Consider the following 22,007-nt stretch of genomic DNA (forward strand, 5'->3'; position numbering starts at 1 on the left):
GTGCATGCCCCAGTCTGATCGCGTTGCCATTGTGACCGGCGGTGCCAACGGCATCGGGCGCGCCTGCGCTCGGCGTTTTGCCGAAGACGGTTTGCGGGTCGTGATCGCCGACCGCGACAAGGAGGCGGGGCGGGCGCTGGCCAGTGATCTGGGCGAGGACCGCGAAAAAGCGCTGTTCGTCGATTGCAATGTGGCGGACAAGCTGTCGGTCGCCAATCTGCTGGCCGAGACGCGCTCGGCCTTCGGGCGGCTGGACGTGCTGGTCAACAATGCCGGCATCGTTGCGAAGGGGAATATTCTCGATCTCGAGGCCGAGGATTTCGATCGCGTCATTTCAGTGAATCTGCGCGGCGCCTTCCTGGTCGCAAGAGCTGCCGCCCGGCAGATGAGCGAGCAGATCGACGCCGATGACGAGCGGCCGGACGACAACCGGAAGCGATACGCCATCATCAACATGTCGTCGGTGAATTCGGTGGTCGCGATTCCCGACCAGCTCGCCTATTGCGCTTCGAAAGGCGCGATCAACCAGATGACCAAGTCGATGGCGCTGGCGCTTGCGCCGCGCGGTATCCGCGTCAATGCGGTCGGACCTGGCAGTATCAATACCGATGTCTTGAAAGCGGTGCTCGATGACCGCAAAGCCATGTCGCGAATCCTGTCGCGGACCCCGCTCGGAAAGATCGGCGATCCTGACGAAATCGCCGGCGTTGTCGCCTTCCTGGCGTCAAAAGACGCCAGCTATATCACCGGAGAATGCGTCTATGCCGACGGCGGACGCTTGGCGCTCAACTACCTGTCGTCGTCACCATCCTGAGACGATCCGCCGAACAGGGTCTCCAGATTGACATCGTCGAGGCTGGTGGCCGGCTCATTGTCGGTGGTTTCGGGTTCCTGCGCGATCGGCGCTTCGCCTTTTTCCGCACGTTCCTGTTCCAGTTTCTCACGCCGTGACGACGCCTTGCGGACCTGCTCGTCCAGCTCAAGCTGGGTGGTCAGGCCAAGCGTGACCGGATCGGTCGGCTTGATATTGGCCGAATTCCAGTGAGTACGCTCGCGGACGGCCTCGATCGTCGTCTTGGTCGTGCCGATCAGCTTGGAAATCTGGCCATCGGTGAGTTCCGGGTGGTTGCGCACCAGCCAGGCGATCGCGTCGGGGCGGGACTGACGCCGCGACAGCGGCGTATAGCGCGGGCCGCGTTTTTTTCGCGGCTGGTGAAGATCATCGAAGCGCGATTTGACCGCCGTCATGCGGTACTCGGAATCCTGCTCGGCTTTCGCGATTTCGTCGCGGGTCAATTGGCCGTTCGATACGGGGTCAGCGCCGCGGACACCGGCCGCGACGTCACCGTCGGCGATGCCTTTCACCTCCAGGCGGTGCAGACCGCAGAAATCGGCAATTTGTTCAAAGGTCAATGCGGTGTTATCGACCAGCCAGACAGCTGTGGCTTTCGGCATCAGGATTTCGGTCATTTCTTCGACTCCGGTCGTCATTGCATCGGCCATAGAAAAACCCGGCACGGATGCCGGGTTGCGTGGCCTTCCGACGCTGACTGGATCGTTTCAATCAGCGATTTGAGGCGTCTATAGCGCCTCTCGAACGCGCTGAAAAGGGCCAAGCTTCAGGGGATCAACAGGATTTTTCCGGCGTGATCGCCGGAGTCCATGAGCCGGTGTGCCGCGGATGCGTCGCTTAACGGGAACGTCGCCTGGACTTCAGGCTGCAATTGGCCGGTTTCGAGCCATGGCCAGACTGTGGTCTCGATGGCGGCCGCCAGCCGGGCTTTCTCGTCATCAGGGCGGGCGCGGAGCGTGGAACCTGTCAGGGTCAGACGCTTCAGCATCAAGCGCATCAGATCGACCTCGACCCGCGAGCCCTGCAGAAAGGCAATCTGCACGATGCGGCCGCCGGGCTTGGCGATGTCGATGTGCTTCTGAACATAGTCGCCGCCGACCATGTCGAGAATGACATCCGCGCCGCCTTCAGCCCTGACAGTGTCAGCAAAATCTCCGGTGCGGTAGTTAATGGCGACGTCGGCACCTAGCCGCCGGCACAACCGGCATTTTTTGTCCGAGCCGGCTGTGGCAATGACGCGGGCGCCTGCCGCCTTGGCCATCTGAATGGCTGTGGTGCCGATGCCGCCGGCGCCCCCGTGGACCAGCAGCATTTCACCGGCTGCCAAGCCCCCGGTCTCGAACACATTCGCCCAGACCGTAAAGACCGTTTCCGGCAGTCCGGCGGCCGCTACAAGGTCGATATCGTCCGGCAGGGGAAGCGTGCTGCCGGCTTTCGCGATGACGAGATCGGAATAGCCGCCACCGGTGACCAGCGCGCAAACGCGATCTCCGGGTTTGAAGCGATCGACGGCGGCTCCGGCCGCGGCAATCTCGCCAGCGCATTCAAGACCCAAGCCTTCGGGCGCGTCTGGCGGCGGTGGGTAGAAGCCCATCCGCTCGAACGTGTCCGGCCTGTTCACCCCGCAAGCCGCCGTCCGGATCAGCACCTCGTCGTCGCGCAGTAAGGCCAGCGGGCGCTCAACGATCTCGATCGCCTCGGGCCCGCCCGGTTTGTGAACGATTGCAATACGATGCGACTGCGGCAAGCTCATGGGACCGGATTCCAAGACAGGCGACAAATGCCAGTCTGGGCGTTAGTGTGCCGGGCTTCAAGGGAGGAGGCCGCGATGTTCGAGGATGATGCAGCGCCAGTCCGTGACAAAGCCGCGATTGTGCCCGGCGAGGATTTGTCGGCATTTTCAATCGAAGCTCTTGAAGAACGCAAACAGGCCATTCAGGACGAAATCGGCCGTATCGACGCCATGATCGCATCCAAGCAATCGGGACGCGAAGCGGCAGAATCGTTTTTCAAGAAGACTTAAGATCACCGCTGGCCCATGGCTTGCACGGCCGGAGAAGAGCGTACACAACACACAGAATGAGTAACAGCGTGACCGATTCCAGCTTCAAGTCCGGCCATCCGGCCGAACGCGTCGCCGAATTTGCCGGCAGTGAGCATTTTGCCCGGCTGTTCCGCGACGGGATGGATATGGTCGAGGAGACGGCTTCCTATCTGGACGGCCCGGGGCGCGACGATGCAAAGGCCATGGGCCGTGCCGGCGCGCTGGCTTATGCGGCGGAAAGCATGAAACTGACGACCCGCCTGATGCAGGCGGCGTCCTGGCTGCTGGCGCAGCGTCAGGTCTCGGAAGGCGATTTATCGGCCGAACAGCTGGTCACGGGGCAGTACCGATTGCCTGCCGATGACGAACCCGAGGAGTTGTGGCCGGCGGATGGCGATGTGGCGCCGGGTGTGCTCGCCGATCTCGCAGCGCGCTCGCGCAAGCTCTATGCGCGCCTGAAAAGGATCGACGAATCGCTGTTCGACGGCGGTGGCAGCTCGGAAGGCGCGAGGCCGGTGGAAGACCAGCTCAACCGCTTGAAGGATGCTTTCGGCCGATAGCGACGCTGGTTTGTGCGTTTGGAAATTCTCGCTATAGTTGTGATGCGGGGTTTTCATGTCGCGGAGTTTTGGCCACTTCCTGTATTGGTTCTCGCTAGGCTTGCCGTTGCTCGTCTTGACCGGCTTGGCGGCACGAATCCATCTCGATCCAAGTTCCGTTTCCGGAACCGGGCTCGTATTTCCGGCCGGGGTTGCCGTCACGACTTCCGGCCTGCTCATTTCTATCGCGATCTCCCGCGCGCATCCGGTGTTGCAGCTCGGTGTCCTATGTGCCGCTGTGGCGCTTGTGATTGATGCCTACGCGTCATTCTACTTGATCGGTTTTTTCAACGGGGAACAGGCGGGTATTCAGTTAACCACCAGCGAGGCGGTGTATTTTTCTATCGTGACGCTTACGACGCTTGGATATGGCGATTTCACGCCGCTTGGCGACAATCGCATGGCGGCCGCGAGCCAGGCGCTGACCGGCTATGTCGTTCTCGGAATGATTGTAGCCGTGCTGGGCAGTTTTCTGGCGCGAAGCTCAGCCGAGCGAGATGAGGGAAATCAGACCAAAGGCTGAGCTTGCAAGCGCGATGATCAGAGCTGCCGTTTGCGTGACATGCCCCGTTAGCCAAGTCCAGGAATTGCTGAAAAACCGCGCCAAAATGCGACTCCGTATCCGAAACCAGAGTAAGCGTGGCGCCCGAGTAATTCAAGCTAGGATAGAAAAAGCCGCGGACGCGCCGCGGCTTTCTCTGGTTTCCGATATCCGGTGAGGATCAGGCGAAGCCCTTGAACTTGTCCTTGAAGCGCGACACGCGGCCACCGCGGTCCATCAGCTTCTGGTCGCCGCCAGTCCAGGCCGGGTGCGTCGTCGGATCGATATCCAGGGTCAGCGTGTCGCCTTCCTTGCCGTAGGTCGAACGCGTCTGGAACGTCGTGCCATCATTCATCTTCACATTGATGAAGTGATAGTCCGGGTGAATGTCTTTTTGCATCATGCGCTCCGGCAATACAGGCGTCTCGCGGGCATCCCCGCCAAATGAGCCGCGGCTTATAACCGAGGGCCCCGCAAAGGGCAAGCCGCCTTTTGCCTAGCGGCTGGTGAGTTTCAGTTCGATGCGGCGGTTGCGGGCATAGGCCTCTTCGGTATTGCCTTCGGCGATCGGCTGATGCTCGCCAAAGCCCGCCGCGACAAGCCGATTGGACGGTACGCCGAGATCCTCGAACCAGTTGACGACCGAAATGGCGCGCGCCGCCGAGAGGTGCCAGTTCGACGGATAGGTCGTGCGGATCGGGCGCGGATCGGTATGGCCATCGATCCGGATCACCCATTCCAGGTCGTCCGGAATTTCCGCGGTGAGCTGGAGGATGGCGGCGGCAATGGGGCGCAAGCTTTCGCGGCCGTCATTGGACAGGGCGGCGGAGCCGGACGCGAACAGGATATCGGTCTCGAACACAAACCGGTCGCCCACCACGCGAACGCCGGACCGGTTACCGAGGATTTCCCGCAACCGGCCGAAGAAGTCGGAGCGGTAGCGCGCCAGTTCGGCCGCGCGGCTGGCCAGGGCGGCATTCAGGCGTTCGCCGAGATTGACAATCTGGCTTTCGAGATCGGCCTCGCGGGCTTCGGCGGCCTCCAAGAGGCCATTGAGCTCGGCGAGCTGGTCGCGCAGCGCCTGCATCTGCAAATTCAGCGCGGTGATCTGGTCGAGCTGGCTGGCGGAAACCTCTTCCTCGAGCATCAAGCGCGATTGCACGTCCTCCATCTGTCCCAGCACGATGACGAGCTGGTCCGACAGCTCGTCGCGTTCCGCCTGGACGTCTGAAAGGGTCGCCCGCAGCGTGCGCATCTCTTCTTCAAGACGGCTGTTCTCGCCCTCTGCGAGCGCGAGTTCGTCCGTCAGGGTGGCGAGTTGCTGGTTGAGCGCGGCGAGCTGTTCGTCGCGGCCGGTCAGCGCGCGGCTTAAGGCAAACTGGCCGGCCACGAAGATCGAGAGCAGGAAGACGATGACCAGGAGAAGCGTGGCCAGCGCATCGACAAAACCGGGCCAATGGTCACCGGAATCCTGTTCGCCGAAGCGCGCGAAGCGTGGCGCGATCGACATGGCCTAGCCGCCCCTGTTGCGGTTCTGGGCTTCGATGGCCCGGACCAGAACACGGATTTCCTCGCGCAACGCGCGGGCGGCTTCCTGTTGGCCGGACGCACCTTCTTCAGCGACCCGCCGCAGCGTCGAATCGAGATCGCGCGTGTGTTTCTCCAGCGTATGTGAGAGGCGGTCAAGCGTCTCGGCGGTCTGTTCGAGCAAGGCGCCGACATAGGCCGGCGACATGTCGCCATCGGCCGTGGTGGACGGGCCGGCGGCCGCGACGCGCGAGATCGAGGATAGCCATTCTTCGATCTCGTTGTAAAAGCGGTTCTGGGCACGGCTGGCCTGGAGGTCGAGGAAACCGATCACCAAGGATCCGGCGAGGCCGAAGAGTGAGGAGGCAAAGGCGGTGCCCATGCCTTGGATCGGGTTTTCGATGGCCGCCATCAGGCGCAGCACGTCGGCTTCACCTCCGGTCGAGGATTCGGTCACCGCGCGAACGGCCTCGCCGACTTCCGAGACGACCTGCAACAGGCCCCAGAAGGTACCCAGCAGTCCGAGAAAGATCAGCAAACGCCCGAAATAGCGTGTGAAAGCTCCGGACTCCGCCATACGGGCGCCGACCGAGTCGAGCACGGTGCGGACCGACGCGGCGGAAATCCGGGCCCGCATTCCGGCATCTCCCATCATCGACGCCATCGGCGCGATCATGCTGGGCGGGCTGGGAAGGCTGGCGGGATCGTCGGTGGTCCGGAAGCGGACCAGCCAATGCGCCGCCGGGCCGATCGAAAGTGCCTGCAAATAGGTATAGACAATGCCGACGAAAAGAACGCCGAGAATCAAGCCGTTGATGGCGACGTTTGCCATGAAGGCCGTTTCCAGCGGTCCGATCAACAAGACGGCAATCGCCGCGACTGCACCTAGAAAGACGGTCATCCAGAAGAGATACCGTCCGGGACCGGTGAACCTCACGGTCGGGATCGCGTCCTCGCCAGTGTCGTCATAGCGTGTCGGCATGCCGGTCTTCCTTCCTGTCGGTTTTGCCCCGCTGCGTTGATTGCCTGCCTATCATGACGATTTGAGGGCGGCCAGCCAGCCAGCAGACTCCCCACAAACCGGAATCGGAATCTCGTTCCAATCCGGAATTTCTGAATCGATTCAGTATTTTGAATTGACTCTCAGAATTCCAGTCAGACAGGCGTCAATTCCAGGCCGTTTGCCCCGGTTTCAACGCGCCAGCGGCTGTCCGACCCGGCCGTGTAGCCGCGCCGCTTGATGGTCGACACGGTGACGAAGTCGACCTCCATGGCATGGGATGTCAGCGAGACCCGGATAAAGCCCTTGTCGCGATCATTATGCCGGATGACGTCCGGATTGCCGTCCTCGATGATCCGCGAGAAGGACACGCCGGGTGCCGGAATGCGCTCGAACGGCGAGGGCGAGGAGATGGATGCCGTGCCGAATTCGAGACCGACCTGGACGCCGCGGTCGTCGGTCAACCGGTTGGCCCAGAAATTATGGCTGTCACCCGCGAAAGCGACGATGTTTCCGCCGGTGCCTTGCAAAGCGCCATAAAGCCTTTCGCGTTCAGCCGCATAGCCATCCCAGGCATCGAGATTCAACGGAATATCGAATTGGGACCGCTGAATGTAGCCCCATGCCAGCGGGTCGGTCCGGTGGACCAGAAATTTCAACCAGCCGGGCAGGGCCTCCATCATGTTCGGTGCCTCGACCCGGCCCATGACGACCTGGCCGGCGAGCAGTTGCCAGGGCTTTCCGGCGCTGAAGGCGTCGGCCAGGGCTTCGATCTGATCGGCGCCCAGCAGTTCGCGACCGTCACGTCCCACTTCATTGGCGCGCCATTCGGCAACGGCCTGCCGGTTGGCGGGATCTTCGGGATCGGCATCGTCCGGCACCGGAAAGCTGGAAAAGTCCAGCGGTTGGTCGCGATGCGTCAAGCGGCTTTCCGTGATGGCGAGCGTGGCCAGATCGCCGATTTCGACCACGCGCATTCCACCGATCAGATCGTCCGGTTCGCGGGTCGGATTCCAGTCGTGGAAAGCGCGCAGGGCGTCATTCACACGGTCGCGCCATGGGCCTTCGTCAGGCTGGTGGTTTTCCGCGCCGTCGCGCCAGGAATCATTGGCGGTTTCGTGATCGTCCCAGGAGATGAACCAGGGCGCGGCGGCATGCGCGGCCTGCAGATCCGGATCGGTCTTGTAGAGGGCATGCCTGCGGGCATAGTCGCCATAGGCCAGCAATTCGTGGGGCGGATCGACAACGCGGCCCAGCCGCTCGGCATCGTCGGAGGCATAGCCATCGGCCGCGTATTCATAGAGATAATCGCCAAGATGCAGCACCAGATCGAGTTCCGGCGTGTCGGCCAGTTCGCGGTAGGCGTTGAAATAGCCGGCGGGATAATTCGAACAGGAGCACACAGCGATGTTGAAGCGTTCGACCGGGCCCTCCGGCAGCGTGCGGGTGCGGCCGATCGGCGACGAAATACCGTTGTGCAACATGCGGAAAAAATAGCGGGCGCCGGGCTCCAGGCCGGTCGCTATGGTCTTGAAGGTCGAAACCGCATTGCTGGTGACGTAGTTGCGCTGTTCGCGCTCTTCAAAGACGATGGTTTCGAAGGCTTCGTCGGCCGCGACTTGAAAGACGTAATCACCGCCGGAATCGTCGGTAATCGCGGTCCACAGCACGACGCTGGTCTGATCCGGCTCGCCGGACGCAACGCCGTGCCGGAAAGGACCTGTCGGCGGTTCCGGTTCGGGCCGGCGCGGACCCGAAGAACAGGCGGCCGCCGCCAATGCCAGGCCGGAGGCGCCGAAGAGCGCGCCACGCCGCGTGATCTTCATCGTCATGGCTTGGCCTCCCTAGTCCGCCGGCGTCAGGGTCAGAATACGCGAATTTTCCGGGGCCGTTTCCGGCGTCCAGTCGGTGGGCATTTCAAAGCTTTCGCCGGCCGCCCACAATGGGGCAAGGTCGCGGTAATGGTCCGACCAGGGATGTCCGGACTGGCCGGGCGCGTGCATGTAGCGCGACGCGTCGAGATCGGCGAGGTCGTAGACGGCGCGCAGGGACGGGCCGTGGAAAACGTCGAACGTGCCGGCACGCACCGAATAGACCGCCACATTGACGGTCGATCCGTCGCCGCCGACCGGCTGGCGGACCGTAAACCAGTCGTCCAGCAGCGGCAGACCCGATCCGGTGAAAACCGGATGGTCGAAGACAGCCTGGTGCGCCTCTCCCCAGGTCCAGTTAGCGATGTCCGGTCCGTAACGGTCGACGCCGCGCGCCATCGCGGCATCCAGCGCGGCACCGAGCTGTGCGGCGCATGTCTCGGCGGTATCCGTGGTGACATCATCGCACCAATCGGCATCGGCGCCGACGAGGACATTTTCGGTGAAGACGCGCCGGTTGGAGAGGTGGCGTTCGAACTGGTCACCCAGCTCATCGCCGTAAATCGCTTCGGCGATATCGCGATACCAAAGCGAATAAATCAGCGGTTCGGCGCGCAGCGGATCCATGTCGCCATCCCAATCGGCGACAAGCTGCAGAGCCTGATTTCCCTGTACCGTTTGTGGCTCGGCCTGCCGGAGCGCCGGCAGGATGCGGGTGATCTGCGCCGAAACCCGGTCCATCTGGATGTCATGGAAGCTATCAGGCGTGTGTGCGCCGGTCTCGTTCAGGCGCTGCTCGATCCGTTCGGCGCGGTAAGCCGCATAGGTGCCGGGCGTGTCATAGGGGTAATTGTCCGGGGTGACGCGGTTATTGCCCGAGGCGACACGGCCTGACGCCGGGTTTTGCACGCGCGGCAAGTCGTCGTAGGGCACATATCCGGTCCAGTTGCCGTCCTCGTCGCGGATCGGGAGCAAGCCGGGCGTCGTATAGCCGATCGTGCCGTCGACATGGGCGTAATGCATGTTCTGCATTGGCGCGGTGAAGCCGCGCCCGGCTTCGACGAATTCGTCCCAGGTCTGCGACTGCATCAGCGCCAGCGACACGTCGGCGACGCGGTTCTCGGCGCTCAAGGCCGTGGACACTAGAACGACATCCTGTTCCCCGAATATGCCGAGATCGAAGTAATCCGGGTCGAGCACCGGACCGTCCTCGGTGTCGCGGAAGGTGAGGGTGATGTCGTCGCCACCGCGCACTGCGATCACCTCGCTGCGCTCGCGCGTGGTCAGCGATCCCGGGGCGTGCGGTTGCATGTCGATGACGTCGAAACCGGTATTGGTGAAGCCCCATGCCGAGACCTGGTTGCGGCCGAGCACGACGAGCGGCGAGCCGGCAATGGTGGCGCCGACTACGGCACCTTGAGGCAGGTGCAGCCGGGCGAAATACCAGATGCCGGGCGCGCCCAGGGCAAGGTGCGGATCATTGGCCAGCAAGGGTGCGCCGGACGCCGTGTGCTCGCCGGACAGCACCCAGGCATTGGAACCATCATCGAATTCCGGTTGGGATTCAGTCGTAGGTGGTGCGGGTTCCTCGATGGGCGGAAAGTCCTCGGCCTGCAGCATGATCGGGGCCCAGTCCGGATAACCGGGCAGGAATTCGGCGTACTGCTCCGGTGTCAGCAGTTCCGCGAGTTCGCGATTGACAATCTCGGCATATTCGCCGGCCGCGAGGCTGTCGGCCATGTAGACGACGACGGCGGCGCTGTCTTCCAGCTCCCAAGGTTCGGGCGTGGTCTGAAGTAACAAGTATTCGGGCGCGTGCCGGCCTTCGGCGAGGCGCGCATTGACGCCGTTGGCATAGGCTTGCATGGCGCGGCGCGCTTCCGGTCCGGCATTGGCGACGGCGGCTTGTGCGACAAGGTGATAGCCGCGATTACGCGAGCGGGCGTCGGCATAGGCGGTGCCGGGGTTGAGATGGCCGAGCAGCGCGGCGAGCTCGCCATGCACATAGCGGCGCATCATGTCCATCTGGAAGAAGCGATCCTGGGCGTGCGCGTACCCGATACCGAAATAGATATCCTCGTCCGTGGCGCCGAAAATGTGCGGTACGCCGTGCCGGTCGCGCACGATCTGGACATCGGCCGAGATGCCGGCCACCTCGATACGCCCTTCGGTTTGCGGCTGTGAGGATGAAAACCGGTAATAGACATAACCGGCACCGATCGCCGCGATCAGCACGATCAAGCCGAGAATGGCGGCAATTCCGCGAACCACCCAACGCATGACACTCCCCCTCATGACGCAATTCAGTGAATGATGTTCACCGCAACCCTAACAGGCTGGCCGCGGATGGGGAGTCGTTTCAGCGCATGAAACTCGCGCCATTGATGTCGATCACCGAGCCGGTCGCCGAAGCGCATTGTCCGGACAGGAGGAAGGCCGTCATGGCGGCGATTTCCTGAGGCTGGGCGACGCGCCCCAGCGGGATTTCGGCGACGGCCTGCGCCCGTGCTTCGACGCGGTGCGGGGCCATGTCGGTCTCGATCCAGCCCGGGGTCAGCGTGTAGATCAGGACCTGATCGGCCGCATGGGCGCGCGCCAGCGTCTTGGCGGCGGCAACGAGTGCACCCTTCGACGCTGCATATCCGGCATGATCGGGTCCGTCACCGCGATAGGCCGCCCGCGAGGCGATATTGACGATGGCGCCGCCGGATTTTCCCCAATCATTGATGGCATTGCGCATCAGTTCGCAGGCGGCGAGGACGTTGACCTGGAATTGTTCCGCCCACCCAGAGGTCCAGGATTGCGCGTTGCCAAGGGGGGTCGCGCGATAGACGCCGGCATTGTTGACCAATGCATGGATCCGCCCGCCGGCCATTTTCTTGGCCTGGAGCCAGAGCCGGTCAGCGGCGCCGGGCTTCGACAGGTCGGCGGCGACGCATCCGACGGCGTCGATCTCCCTGGCGAGATCGAGGGCGGCATCCTGATTGACGTTGAAGTGGAGGATGACCCGGGCGCCCGCAGCCGCACAGGCGCGGGCGGCTTCCTTGCCGACGCCGCGCGAGGCTCCGGTGATCAGGACCGTTTTTGCATTGAGCATGGTCTATTTCTTTGTCGCGAGTTCGAAGAGTTTGCCATAGGGCGGCTGGATCAGGCGCGAGGGGTGCCAGACCGGCGCCTCGAACACGCCGCGCGCATGGGTGAAGGTCTCGAATCCGGCCTCACCATGATAGGCGCCATAGCCCGACGCCCCGACACCGCCGAAGGGCAGATCCTCGACCGAATAATGCAGCATGGTGTTGTTGACGACGGCGCCGCCGGAAATGGTCCCTTCGAGCACCCGGCGTGCGGTCTTCTTGCTCTTGGAATAGACGTAAAGCGCCAGCGGGCGGTCCTTGGCGTTGACCCGTCTCATGGCGTCTTCGAGCCCGTCATGTTCGAGGACCGGCAGGATCGGGCCGAAGATTTCTTCCTGCATCAGCCTTGAATCGTCCGGCGGGTTGAGGACGACAGTCGGCGCGATCTTGCGCGCATTCCCGGGTGTCCCGCCCTTGGCCTGCAGGACTTCCGCACCCGCCGACCGGGCTTCCTCGATCATGGCGTTGAGGCGCTCGAAATGCTTGTCGGACACCACCGCCGTGTAATCCTCGTCACTGGCCCAGTCCGGATAGGCTTTTTCGACCCGCGCGATGGTGCTTTCCGCGACAGCTCGCGCCTTTCCCTTCGGCGTCAGGGCGTAGTCCGGGGCGATACAGGTCTGGCCGGCATTCATGTACTTGCCGAAGGCGAGGGTTTCGCCGGCTTTCTCCGCGGGAAAGTCGTCGGCGATGATCACCGGCGATTTTCCGCCGAGTTCCAGCGTGACCGGTGTGAGGTTTTCCGCGGCCGCCTTGGCGACCAGCCGGCCGACATGGGTGGAACCGGTATAGAGCAGGTGGTCGAACGGGATTTTGGTGAAGGCTTCGCCGACCGAAGGCCCGCCCGGGAAAACCGCGACGTGATCCTCGTTGAATTCCTCGGCCAGCATGGACGCCATCAGCGCCGACATGTTGGGTGTGAATTCGGACGGTTTCAGCATCACGCGACACCCCGCCGCGAGGGCTGCGAGGATCGGGGAAAAAGCCAGCTGGAAGGGGTAATTCCAGGGGGAAATAATGCCGGCGACGCCCTTGGGTTCGCGCCGGATATAGGCCGTGCCCGGTTTGAGATTGCCGGGAATGGCGACGCGTTTTCTCTGCATCCAGCTCCAGAGATGGCGGCGCGTGTGCTTGGCCGCGGTCGCCATGTAGGCGATTTCGGTGAGCTGGGTTTCGCAGCGCGACCGCACGCCGAAATCCGCGGCTGCCGCGTCTTTGATGGCTTCGGCATGCTTTTTGGTGAGCGCGGCGATCGCATCGATGTCGCGAAGCCGGTCGCGATAGCTGCGATGGCGTTCGGCCTCGAAAGCGGCTTTTTGCGCCGCGAATAAAGTCTGCATGCGGTTGATTTGATCGGTATCGCTCATCGTCTTCTTCCTCAAACGGTTTCGCGGATCATCTCACCGGCCTTGTCGGCCAGCATCATGGTTGGCGCATTGGTGTTGCCCCCGACAAGGCGCGGCATGGCCGAAGCATCGACCACGCGGAGGCCGGCGACACCGCGGACGCGGAATTGCGCATCCAGCACCGCCAACTCGCCGGTGCCGACCGCGCAGGTCGAGGTGGGATGATAAAGCGTTTCGGCGCGCTGGCGGATATCGGCCACCAGATCGTCGCGCGTGCCGGCGGTTTCGGGATGCACCCATTCGACGAACTCATCGCGGAAGGCGGGCGCCTTTAGAATTTCGACAATTTTCTCATAGCCATCGGTCAGGGCGGTGAGGTCGAAATCGGTTGCCAGGTAATCCGGATCGATCGCCGGATATTCGGCCGGGTTGTCGCTGCGGATACGGATTTCGCCGCGGCTTTGCGGATAGAGATGGCAGACATGGAGCGTCATGCCGTGCCCCATCTTTGTGTCCTTGCCATGATTGAAGGAGTAACCCGGGATGAAGACCAGCTGAAGGTCCGGGATGTCTCCGGAGACACTTGAAGAGATGAAGGCCCCGCCCTGGACCGGATTGACCGTGAAATCGCCATCACCGCGGATCATCCAGCGCAAGACATCGTAGAGATTCTTCGGCAGACGCTTCAGCGAGAGGCCGATGGCTTCGGACGTCTTGACGGTGGCGATGGCGGCAACGTCGAGATGGTCCTGGAGATTGCGGCCGACGCCCGGCAGGTCGATCTCCGGCGTGACCCCCGCCGCGCGCAGCCAGCCGGGATCGCCAATGCCGGAGAGCTGCAGCAATTGCGGGGAGTTGATCGCGCCACCGGAGAGAATGACTTCCTTGCGGGCGGTCAGCTCCATCACCTCATTGGCGATGGCGGCGACGATGCCGGTCGCGCGGCCATTCTCCAGCCGCACGCGATGGCCCAGTGCTTCGGTCACCACGGTGAGATTGCCGCGGTCCATGGCCGGGCGCAGGAAGGCGTCGGCAGCGCTCCAGCGGCGCGGCCCGTTCATCGTCACCTGGTAGGGCCCGAAGCCGTATTGCTGTGGACCGTTGAAGTCTTCATTTGCCGGATATTGGAGCTCGCCGCCTGCCTGCAGGAACATTTTGGTCAGCGGATTGAGCTTGGGGATGGACTGGACGTGGAGCGGGCCATCGCCGCCGTGCAGCGCTCCGTCGAAGGTGTCGTTGTTTTCGTGACGCTTGAAACGCTCGAGCGCGTCGGTCCAGCTCCAGGACGGGTCGCCGGCCAGCTCGCCCCATTCGTCGAAATTTTCCTTCGCGCCACGCATGTAATGCATGGCATTAATCGAGGAGGATCCGCCTAGCGTCTTGCCGCGCGGCCAGAACAGGCGGCGGCCGTTGAGGCGGGATTGAGGCTCGGTTTCATAAGACCAGTTGAACGGACCGCCCGACACGACCTCCTTGAGAAGCATCGGCGTGCGAATGTGGGGGTGATCGTCGCTCTTGCCCGCTTCGAGAAGGCAGACCGTGACATCGCGGTCGCGGGTGAGCTGTTCGGCCACAACGCAGCCCGCCGAACCGGCGCCGACGATGATGTAGTCGTATTCGGTTTCCAGCGAGGCCATCAGTTTTCTCCCGCGGCTTCTGCCGCGATCGCCCGGAAAGCGGCAAAGGTCTCCGCTGTCCGGGCGCTCCATTGGGGGTCGGCGGCAAAGCGCGCGATGACGATGTTTCGCGACGGATCAACCCAGATGTACTGGCCGTAAATGCCAGCCGCGAAAAACTCGCCGCGATCGGTTTCCGGGAACCAGAAATGCAGGCCATATCCCCGCAGGGGATAGGTTATATCGGCTTCCTGAAATGGGGCGTTGGCTTGGGTGGCTTGTGCGACCCAGCCGTCGGGCAGCAAGCGCTCTCCGTCCCAGACCCCGTCTTGCAGATACCATTGGCCGAAGCGCGCATAGTCGACGAGCCGGGCGTTCAGGCAGCAATAACCAAGCGCGATACCCTCATCTCCCGGGACGTTCTGGTTCCAATAGGCCGGGCCCTCCATGCCGAGCGGCGTCCAGATCTCTTGCTGCACGAGGCCGTGCAGCGGCTGGCCGTAAATGCTGCGCAGCACGGCCGACAGGACATGGGTCGACGAAGAGATGTAGTCGAGCTCGGTGCCGGCCTCGGTCTCGCGTTCGAAGTCAAGCAAGGCGGCGTCGATGTCTGAGCCGAAAACAAACGGATCACGGAACAGGACGCCAATATCCGAGTCCGGGTCGCTGTAGTCCTCGATAAAGCCGATTCCCGTCGACATCATCAGGAGATGACGTAGCGACGTCTCGCCAAAATCCGAGCCCGCGAATTGCGGCGCGAACTCTTGCGCCAGCTGGTCCAGCGAGTTGATGTGGCCGTCGCGCATGGCAATAGCGATCAGGCTGGCCATGAAGCTCTTGGCCACGGACCAGGAGGTCGGCCGGCTGCTTGCGTCCGCCCCGTTGAGATAACGCTCGTGGACAACAATGCCGTCGCGCAGAACCACAAGGCCCAGCGAGTTCGACGCGTCCAGATATTCCTCGAGAGACCGGGTTTCGCCGTCGAATTCGTACGAGACCCGAAGCGGCGCCAGCGCGCGCGGCAGCGGATCGGGATTAGTGGCTTCAATAGCGGCGTGCGGGAAATAGGACGACATGCTCAGAGAAACGTCGACGATGTTCTCCGGATTGAAGGCTTCCGCCACCCGCGACGGGGAATAGTCCGACCAGGGCCTGAAATACCAGCCCGCCGCGGCCATGGCGCAAACGACCAGCACAAGCAACACGCCACCCACTATCCTGTAAACAATGTTCACTGGATTTCCCCCCTGTTAACCCGGCTCGTGAATATCACGCGGGCGCGATTTGCGATTCATGTGCTCGCCTGTTGCGCGTTCGCTACTGACAAGCGCATCGAAGTTTGGTCTAGTAGGGGCAATAAAAGCTCACGCCGCAAGTCAATCGCGGCGATCCAGGGGGAGAAATATGCAGAAGTCGTTCCGTAAACTTGCCATGGGCTCATCTGCCGTGGCATTCGCCATGATCGCCGCAGCGCCGGTCTATTCACAAGTCGACACTATTACCGTTACCGCGCAGCGCCGTGAAACCACGCTGCAGGATACGCCGGTCGCCGTGACCGCGGTCCAGGGCGACATTCTGGAACAGTCGCAATTGCGTGATGTCCGCGACCTCCAGACACTCGTTCCTTCGCTGCGGGTGAATACGGACGCATCGTCTTCGAATACGTCCTTTGCGATCCGCTCGCTGGGATCGTCGACCTTCAACTGGGGTATCGAGCCATCGGTTGGCGTCTTTGTGGACGGCGTTTACCGCTCGCGGAACGGCGCGTCGATCAACGACTTCCTCGGCATTCAGCGCGTCGAAGTGCTGCGCGGGCCACAGTCGACCCTTTACGGCAAGAACACGTCTGCCGGTGTGATCAGCTTCATCACCGAACAGCCGGCTGACGAGTGGGGCTCTGAGATTGAGATCACGCTGGGTGAGTACAACCAGCGGACCTTGCGGGGCATGGTGACCGGCCCGCTCGGCCGGACCATTTCGGGCCGCCTCGACCTCAATTACAATGCGCGCGACGGCTTTATCACCAATGTGGTGGATGGCCGCGATGTCAATGAGCGTGACCGCTGGGGCTGGCGCGGGCAATTGCTGTTCGAACCAAGCGACCGCCTTTCGCTGCGCGTGATCGCCGACCAGAGCTTTATCGACGAAAACTGCTGTGCGGCACCGTTCACACTGGTATCGCCGCAGAATGCCGGCGCCTTCGCCATTCTCGGCGTGACGCAGCTGCCGGTGAATCCGTATTCCGGTCAGGTCGCGATCGACGGCAGCGTGCGGTCGGTTGTCGACAATGGCGGGATTTCTGCCGAACTGACCTATGAGCTCGACGGCGCAACCTTCACCTCGCTGACGTCCTATCGCGCCTATGACGAAGAGCAGGATATCGACCCGGACTGGGTGGATCAGCCGTTCAACCAGCGCCGTTTCCTCGACCAGGACTACCAGACGACGACCCAGGAATTCCGCCTGACATCGACGGGTGCGCGCACGGTCGACTACATGTTCGGTGCTTATTTCTTCCACCAGAATCTGAACACGACCAACCATACGCGCCAGGGTCCGCTGTTGCGGCCGTTCGGGGATTTGTTCTCCGACCTGGACGGCAATCCGTTCACGCCGGGCAGTGCCATTGATCTTGTCGAAGGCCTCTGCAACGGCCCGTCCGGCCCGTTCATTGGCGGCTGCGTGCCCGGTCAATATCTGGCTGCCGGTTCCGGCCAGACATCGACCTTCGACCAGAACAACGACACGTTCGCGCTGTTCGGCCAGCTCGACTGGCACGTCAATGACCGCCTGACGCTGACAGGCGGTTTGCGGTACACGAACGACGAAAAAGACGCCCGCAGCGACATCAATATCGACGATCCGTTCGCGGCGCTGGATTTCGTCCAGATCGGCTTTAATGCGATCATCTTCCCGCAGGCCTTTACCGCCAACACTGGACTTCCCTTTACGCCGGCGAATGTCGCTTTCGTGCAGCAGAACAATCCGCAAGCCTTTGCCGCGATTGTCGCGGGCGCACAGGCTGCGGCGGCGGATCCGAGTATCAACACGCTGCTCGGCCTCGGCGCGCTGCAATTCTTCCCGCCGGCGCCGAACTTCACCGACTCGCGGTCGGACTCGGCCTGGACCGGCACGTTCATCGCGGCCTACGACGTCAATGACAATGTCAACATCTACGCGTCCTACTCGCGCGGCTTCAAAGGCGGCGGTTATGCGCTCGACTCGGCGGCAGCACGCGTCGGCAGCTTCACCTTCGACCCGGAAACCGTGGATGCCTGGGAAGCCGGTCTGAAAATCCAGACCTCGGAGTTCATCCTGAACACCGCGATCTTCCGTCAGAACATCGAGGACTTCCAGACCAACGTGTTCACCGGTTCGTCCTTCGTGCCGGACAATGCAGGCGAAATCCAGATTTCGGGTATCGAGATCGAGACGCTGTTCCAGCCGACCGAGCGCCTGACGCTGACCGGTGGCGTGACCTGGCTGTGGGACGACAAGTATGTCAGCTTCCCGGACGGTCCGTGTCCGGTGTCGGATACCTCGAACTGTACCTTCCGCGCCAGCGCAACCTCGCCGGCCCTGGTTCCGGTGCAGGATCTGTCGGGTGCCGACCGTGGCAGCGCCGAGTTGACCGGCAATTTCACAGCGCTCTATGTGCAGCCGGTGTCGGACACAATGGAAGCCTATTTGCGGGGTGAGGTGTACTTCATTTCCGATCGCTTCCTGACGACCCAGCTCGATCCGCTGCAAGTCCAGGACGGCTTCAACCTTCTGAATGCCAGCATCGGACTGGCTTCACAGGACGGCGCCTGGGAGTTCCAGGTCTGGGGACGCAACCTGGCGGACGAAGAGTATCTTCAGGGTTCCTTCGACTCGACCCTGCCAGGCAATATCAATGGCTATCCGGGTGATCCGCGGACCTGGGGCGTGACGCTCCGGGCACGCCGCTAGGACTTTGCCTGCGACACTGTGAAGAGGGCGGAGGTCTTGCCTCCGCCCTTTTTTCATGGCCCATCTCGAGCTCATGATCATGCTCATCATTCTCGGCGCGTCGGCCGCCGCCATTCTGGCGCTGATCGGGCTCAATGCCTGGCTCGGGGGATGGACGCCGTCAAAAATCGAGTCTCTGGACGCCGCACTCGCGCGTCTCGAATCCGATTATTTGCGGCTGTCGCCGGGCGAGTCCTTCCTCTCCGAGGACCGGCGGGCAGCGTTTGTCGCGGACCGCAATTCCAACCGCACCGGCTTGGTGTTTGCCCAGGGCGACATTCTGGTCACGCGGCTGGTTGCTCCCGACGAGCTGGCGCAAGCCAGCACGGACGGCGCGCGCCTGTATCTCCGGTTCCGGGATTTTACATTTCCCGCGGTGCGGATAGACATGGGCGAGGCGGAGACTGCACAGCGCTGGGCGCGGCGGCTCACCGGTGAAGCCGGCGGAAAGGGCTGACATGGACCTGTTCGATCCGATCCAGATCGCAATTCCGTTCTTTGTGCTGCTGATTATCGCCGAGCTGATTTTCGCGCGGCAGACCGGCCGCGCCAGGTTCGAGCCGAAGGATTCCGGCGCCAGCCTGGCCATGGGGCTCGGCAACACCGTTGCCGGTGTCGCGTTCGCCGGCATCGCCGCCACCTGGTACGGATTTGTCGAGACGCTGGCCGTTTTTGATTTCGGCTGGGCCTGGTATGTCTGGATTGCCTGCTTTGTGCTGGACGATTTCGTCTATTACTGGTCGCACCGGTTAGCGCACACGGTGCGCTGGTTCTGGGCGGATCACGTCACGCACCATTCCTCGCAGCACTACAATCTGACGACGGCGCTGCGGCAGCCCTGGTTCAACGTTTTCACGCTCAAATTCATCTGGTTCGGATCGTGGATGATCCTGCTCGGATTTCCGCCGGCGATGGTGGCGTTCTGCGGCGCGCTGAACCTCATTTATCAGTTCTGGATCCATACCGAGGTGATCGGCAGGTTGCCCGCGCCGATCGAGGCGGTGATGAACACGCCCTCGCACCATCGTGTTCACCATGCCACGAATGCGGTTTATCTCGACCGCAACTATGCCGGCGTTTTCATCATCTGGGACCGTTTGTTCGGGACGTTTCAGGCCGAGCTGGATGAGGAGCCCTGCCGCTACGGTATCATCCGCAATCTCGGCACCTATAACCCGCTGCGCATTGCTGTGCATGAATGGTGGGGAATCGCGAAAGACATTGCCTCTGCACGTACGGTGAGAGACGCGCTTGCCTATGTTTTTGCGCCGCCCGGCTGGTCGCCCGACGGATCGCGGTTGACCACCAAGGCCATCAAGCGCGAAGCCGGGGTGGAAAAGCCCGTCCGGTCCATGGACGAAGCGCGGCCTGCGGTTTCGCCGGCCGAATAGCCGGCCCTTGCCAACGCGGTGAATTTCGCTCACTCTGCCGATTAGTGAACAGCGTTTACTTTTAAAAACGCTGACGCTGGCCGGGGAGTGAAATATGAGCCTGCGCGAGCTTTATCCGCTGCCGGACATCGATCCGAGCTGGACGGTGCCGCAAGAATTCGAAGCTGTGTTCGACTGGGAGTTCGACGAGGGGCGCCAAACCCTCATGCATCTCTACCAGAAGGGCAAGGATATGCAGTGGGATGCGGTCAACCGCATCGACTGGTCGCAGGAGCTCGATCCGGAAAATCCTATGGAATTGCCGGTCGAGGTCGGCGGGCTCTACGGGTCGCCGATCTGGGAGAAAATGAGCGAGAAAGAGCGCAGTGAGCTCGTACGCCATTCCCAGTCCTGGCAGATCTCGCAGTTCCTGCAAGGTGAGCAGGCGGCCCTCTTGTGCGCCGCAAAGATCGTTCAGCAGGTTCCCGATCTGGATGCCAAATTCTACGCAGCGACACAGGTCATGGACGAGGCCCGCCATGTCGAAGCCTACCGGTTGTTGCTGAAGAAGTTCGAAGTCGCCTATCCGATGACCACGCCGCTGCAGGAGCTGGTCGATCAGGCTCTGCGCGACAGCCGCTGGGACATGACCTATCTGGCCATGCAGGTCGTCATTGAGGGACTCGCCCTGGCGGCCTTCGGCGCGATCCGCGATATGGCCCAGAACCCGCTGGCGCGGATGGTCAATGCCTATGTCATGGAAGACGAAGCACGACACGTTGCCTTCGGACGGATTTCATTGCGTGACTATTACCCGCAACTGACGCAGGCCGAGCGAGACGAGCGCGAGGAGTTCCTGACCGAGGCGTGCTGGCTGATGCGGGGCCGGATGACGGATGCGCGCGAAGTCTACCGCGCCCTTGATCTGCCCGAAAACGAATGTGTCGAATACGCCGAGAATGCCGAGATTACACAGCATTACCGGTCGATGCTGTTCCAGCGCATTGTGCCGATCGTCAAGGATATCGGGATTTTCGGGAAGGGCATCCAGAAGACGTTCGAGGAGATGGGCGTCCTGGGGTATGCCGAACTCGACCCGGAAGAATTGCAACAGGATGACGAGGCCAAGGCCAAGGAATTCGACGCGCGCCGGGCCTATGTGGAGGCGGTAGCCAAAGCAGGCCAGGATGGCCGGGTCGCAACGGTCGGGCACGCCGAGTAGGCGCTCACAATGACGCCGGAGCAGGCCGTCTGGCTGACGGGGCCCGATGGGCTGAAATTGTTCGGACGCTACTATCCGGCCGAAACCGATGCGCCCTTATGCGTTTGCTTGCACGGGCTGACGCGCAACTCCCGTGATTTTGATGGCTTCGCGCCGCGGCTGGCGGGCGAGGGTTTTCCGGTTCTGGCGCTGGACATGCGCGGGCGGGGCGAAAGCGCTTACGCCGACGATCCGTCCCAATACCGCCTTGAAACCTACATCGCCGACTGCCTTGCCTGGCTGGATTCGTTCGATGCCGACCGGGCCGTGTGGATTGGATCCTCGATGGGCGGCGGCATTGCGATGGCGCTGGGAGCGTCGAACCCGGATCGCGTGGCGGGCCTTGTGTTGAATGATATCGCACCGGAAATCGACCGGCGCGGCGTCGAGAATATCGCGAAGATGGCCGGCAAGGGCGGTCCGATCCGGTCCTGGCAGGATGCGGCGCAACGCTGCCGCGATGTGAACGGCCATGTTCACCCCGACGAAACGGACGAAAGGTTCTGGCTGGATTTCGCGCGCCGCACCCATCGGCAGACGGGTTCCGAAACGTTCCGGTCCGACTATGACCCAGCCGTGCTCACCGGATTGAGCGCCGGTCCGGTAGCCGAGGAGCGTTGGAAAGCCTTCGACCTGTTGCGCGAAATCCCCACATTGCTGGTGCGCGGCGAATTGTCCGAACTCGTGACACGGGAAATTGCCGACCGGATGCGCGCGCGCAAAGCGAATCTCGATTATGTCGAGGTGCCGCGGACGGGTCATACGCCGCTTCTGACCGAGAATGTCGCCTTTAGCGCGATAATCGACTGGATGCGGCGTCACAAATTCGCCTGATGCGCGAAGTCGCAAAACCAA

20 protein-coding genes are annotated in these 22,007 nt (G+C 62.4%); 9 read left to right on the top strand and 11 right to left on the bottom strand.

Going from position 1 to position 22,007, the window contains the following annotated elements; translation table 11 throughout:
* The first annotated feature begins 4 nt into the window (after positions 1 to 4).
* Positions 5 to 814, top strand: a complete 810-nt coding sequence (locus tag ACO08C_RS09975; RefSeq protein ID WP_421785344.1) for an SDR family NAD(P)-dependent oxidoreductase — start codon at positions 5 to 7, stop codon at positions 812 to 814.
* On the opposite strand, the gene ACO08C_RS09980 is transcribed toward ACO08C_RS09975, so the two are convergent.
* Positions 790 to 1,470, bottom strand: a complete 681-nt coding sequence (locus ACO08C_RS09980) for a DUF1013 domain-containing protein (RefSeq protein ID WP_421785346.1) — start codon at positions 1,468 to 1,470, stop codon at positions 790 to 792. The genes ACO08C_RS09975 and ACO08C_RS09980 overlap by 25 nt on opposite strands.
* Before the next feature lie 149 nt (positions 1,471 to 1,619).
* Positions 1,620 to 2,606 carry an NAD(P)H-quinone oxidoreductase gene (locus ACO08C_RS09985; protein ID WP_421785347.1) on the bottom strand — a complete coding sequence of 329 codons (987 nt, stop codon included), beginning with the start codon at positions 2,604 to 2,606 and terminating at the stop codon, positions 1,620 to 1,622.
* A 75-nt stretch (positions 2,607 to 2,681) separates the two neighbouring features.
* Between ACO08C_RS09985 and ACO08C_RS09990 the strand changes: the two genes are divergently transcribed.
* The 3 genes from ACO08C_RS09990 to ACO08C_RS10000 all read left to right on the top strand — a co-directional run bounded on the left by ACO08C_RS09990 (position 2,682) and on the right by ACO08C_RS10000 (position 4,019).
* Complete coding sequence (locus ACO08C_RS09990) at positions 2,682 to 2,876, top strand: DUF1192 domain-containing protein (protein WP_421785348.1); 195 nt, start codon at positions 2,682 to 2,684, stop codon at positions 2,874 to 2,876.
* Positions 2,877 to 2,944: 68 nt separating this feature from the next.
* A complete protein-coding gene (locus ACO08C_RS09995) occupies positions 2,945 to 3,457 on the top strand; it encodes a DUF1465 family protein (protein ID WP_421785350.1) in 513 nt (170 codons plus the stop codon).
* A gap of 106 nt (positions 3,458 to 3,563) precedes the next feature.
* A complete protein-coding gene (locus ACO08C_RS10000; RefSeq protein WP_421785351.1) occupies positions 3,564 to 4,019 on the top strand; it encodes a potassium channel family protein in 456 nt (151 codons plus the stop codon).
* Between the two features lie 199 nt (positions 4,020 to 4,218).
* Here the strand turns inward: ACO08C_RS10000 and rpmE are convergent, their stop codons facing one another.
* The 9 genes from rpmE to ACO08C_RS10045 form a co-directional block, all read right to left on the bottom strand.
* Positions 4,219 to 4,437 carry a 50S ribosomal protein L31 gene (gene rpmE / locus ACO08C_RS10005; RefSeq protein WP_421785353.1) on the bottom strand — a complete coding sequence of 73 codons (219 nt, stop codon included), beginning with the start codon at positions 4,435 to 4,437 and terminating at the stop codon, positions 4,219 to 4,221.
* A 96-nt stretch (positions 4,438 to 4,533) separates the two neighbouring features.
* A complete protein-coding gene (locus ACO08C_RS10010; protein ID WP_421785354.1) occupies positions 4,534 to 5,547 on the bottom strand; it encodes a peptidoglycan -binding protein in 1,014 nt (337 codons plus the stop codon).
* Between the two features lie 3 nt (positions 5,548 to 5,550).
* Positions 5,551 to 6,546: a hypothetical protein gene (locus tag ACO08C_RS10015; protein WP_421785356.1), complete on the bottom strand. Its 996-nt coding sequence runs from the start codon at positions 6,544 to 6,546 to the stop codon at positions 5,551 to 5,553.
* 173 nt (positions 6,547 to 6,719) lie between these two features.
* Entirely contained in the window at positions 6,720 to 8,396 is a 1,677-nt protein-coding gene (locus tag ACO08C_RS10020) for an alkaline phosphatase D family protein (RefSeq protein ID WP_421785358.1), read from the bottom strand.
* A 12-nt stretch (positions 8,397 to 8,408) separates the two neighbouring features.
* Positions 8,409 to 10,715 (bottom strand): penicillin acylase family protein, encoded by a 2,307-nt coding sequence (locus tag ACO08C_RS10025; protein WP_421785359.1) that lies wholly within the window; start codon positions 10,713 to 10,715, stop codon positions 8,409 to 8,411.
* Positions 10,716 to 10,794: 79 nt separating this feature from the next.
* On the bottom strand, positions 10,795 to 11,532 hold the full coding sequence (locus tag ACO08C_RS10030; RefSeq protein WP_421785361.1) for an SDR family NAD(P)-dependent oxidoreductase: 738 nt from the start codon (positions 11,530 to 11,532) through the stop codon (positions 10,795 to 10,797).
* Positions 11,533 to 11,535: 3 nt separating this feature from the next.
* Positions 11,536 to 12,936: a coniferyl aldehyde dehydrogenase gene (locus ACO08C_RS10035; RefSeq protein WP_421785362.1), complete on the bottom strand. Its 1,401-nt coding sequence runs from the start codon at positions 12,934 to 12,936 to the stop codon at positions 11,536 to 11,538.
* 11 nt (positions 12,937 to 12,947) lie between these two features.
* A complete protein-coding gene (locus ACO08C_RS10040) occupies positions 12,948 to 14,552 on the bottom strand; it encodes a GMC family oxidoreductase (protein ID WP_421785364.1) in 1,605 nt (534 codons plus the stop codon).
* A complete protein-coding gene (locus ACO08C_RS10045; protein ID WP_421785366.1) occupies positions 14,552 to 15,736 on the bottom strand; it encodes a serine hydrolase domain-containing protein in 1,185 nt (394 codons plus the stop codon). Before ACO08C_RS10045 ends, ACO08C_RS10040 begins: the two co-directional genes overlap by 1 nt.
* 199 nt (positions 15,737 to 15,935) lie before the next feature.
* Here ACO08C_RS10045 and ACO08C_RS10050 point away from each other — a divergent pair, with 199 nt between their 5' ends.
* The 5 genes from ACO08C_RS10050 to ACO08C_RS10070 all read left to right on the top strand — a co-directional run bounded on the left by ACO08C_RS10050 (position 15,936) and on the right by ACO08C_RS10070 (position 21,986).
* Entirely contained in the window at positions 15,936 to 18,482 is a 2,547-nt protein-coding gene (locus tag ACO08C_RS10050) for a TonB-dependent receptor (RefSeq protein WP_421785368.1), read from the top strand.
* Between the two features lie 55 nt (positions 18,483 to 18,537).
* A complete protein-coding gene (locus tag ACO08C_RS10055) occupies positions 18,538 to 18,978 on the top strand; it encodes a hypothetical protein (RefSeq protein ID WP_421785370.1) in 441 nt (146 codons plus the stop codon).
* A gap of 1 nt (position 18,979) precedes the next feature.
* Positions 18,980 to 19,912 (top strand): sterol desaturase family protein, encoded by a 933-nt coding sequence (locus ACO08C_RS10060; protein WP_421785372.1) that lies wholly within the window; start codon positions 18,980 to 18,982, stop codon positions 19,910 to 19,912.
* A gap of 94 nt (positions 19,913 to 20,006) precedes the next feature.
* Positions 20,007 to 21,113 carry a ferritin-like domain-containing protein gene (locus ACO08C_RS10065; protein WP_421785373.1) on the top strand — a complete coding sequence of 369 codons (1,107 nt, stop codon included), beginning with the start codon at positions 20,007 to 20,009 and terminating at the stop codon, positions 21,111 to 21,113.
* A gap of 9 nt (positions 21,114 to 21,122) precedes the next feature.
* Positions 21,123 to 21,986 carry an alpha/beta fold hydrolase gene (locus ACO08C_RS10070; protein ID WP_421785375.1) on the top strand — a complete coding sequence of 288 codons (864 nt, stop codon included), beginning with the start codon at positions 21,123 to 21,125 and terminating at the stop codon, positions 21,984 to 21,986.
* Positions 21,987 to 22,007 lie beyond the last annotated feature (21 nt).

Source organism: Hyphobacterium sp. (assembly GCF_965229905.1).
In the GTDB taxonomy this organism is placed as follows: Bacteria; Pseudomonadota; Alphaproteobacteria; order Caulobacterales; family Maricaulaceae; genus Hyphobacterium.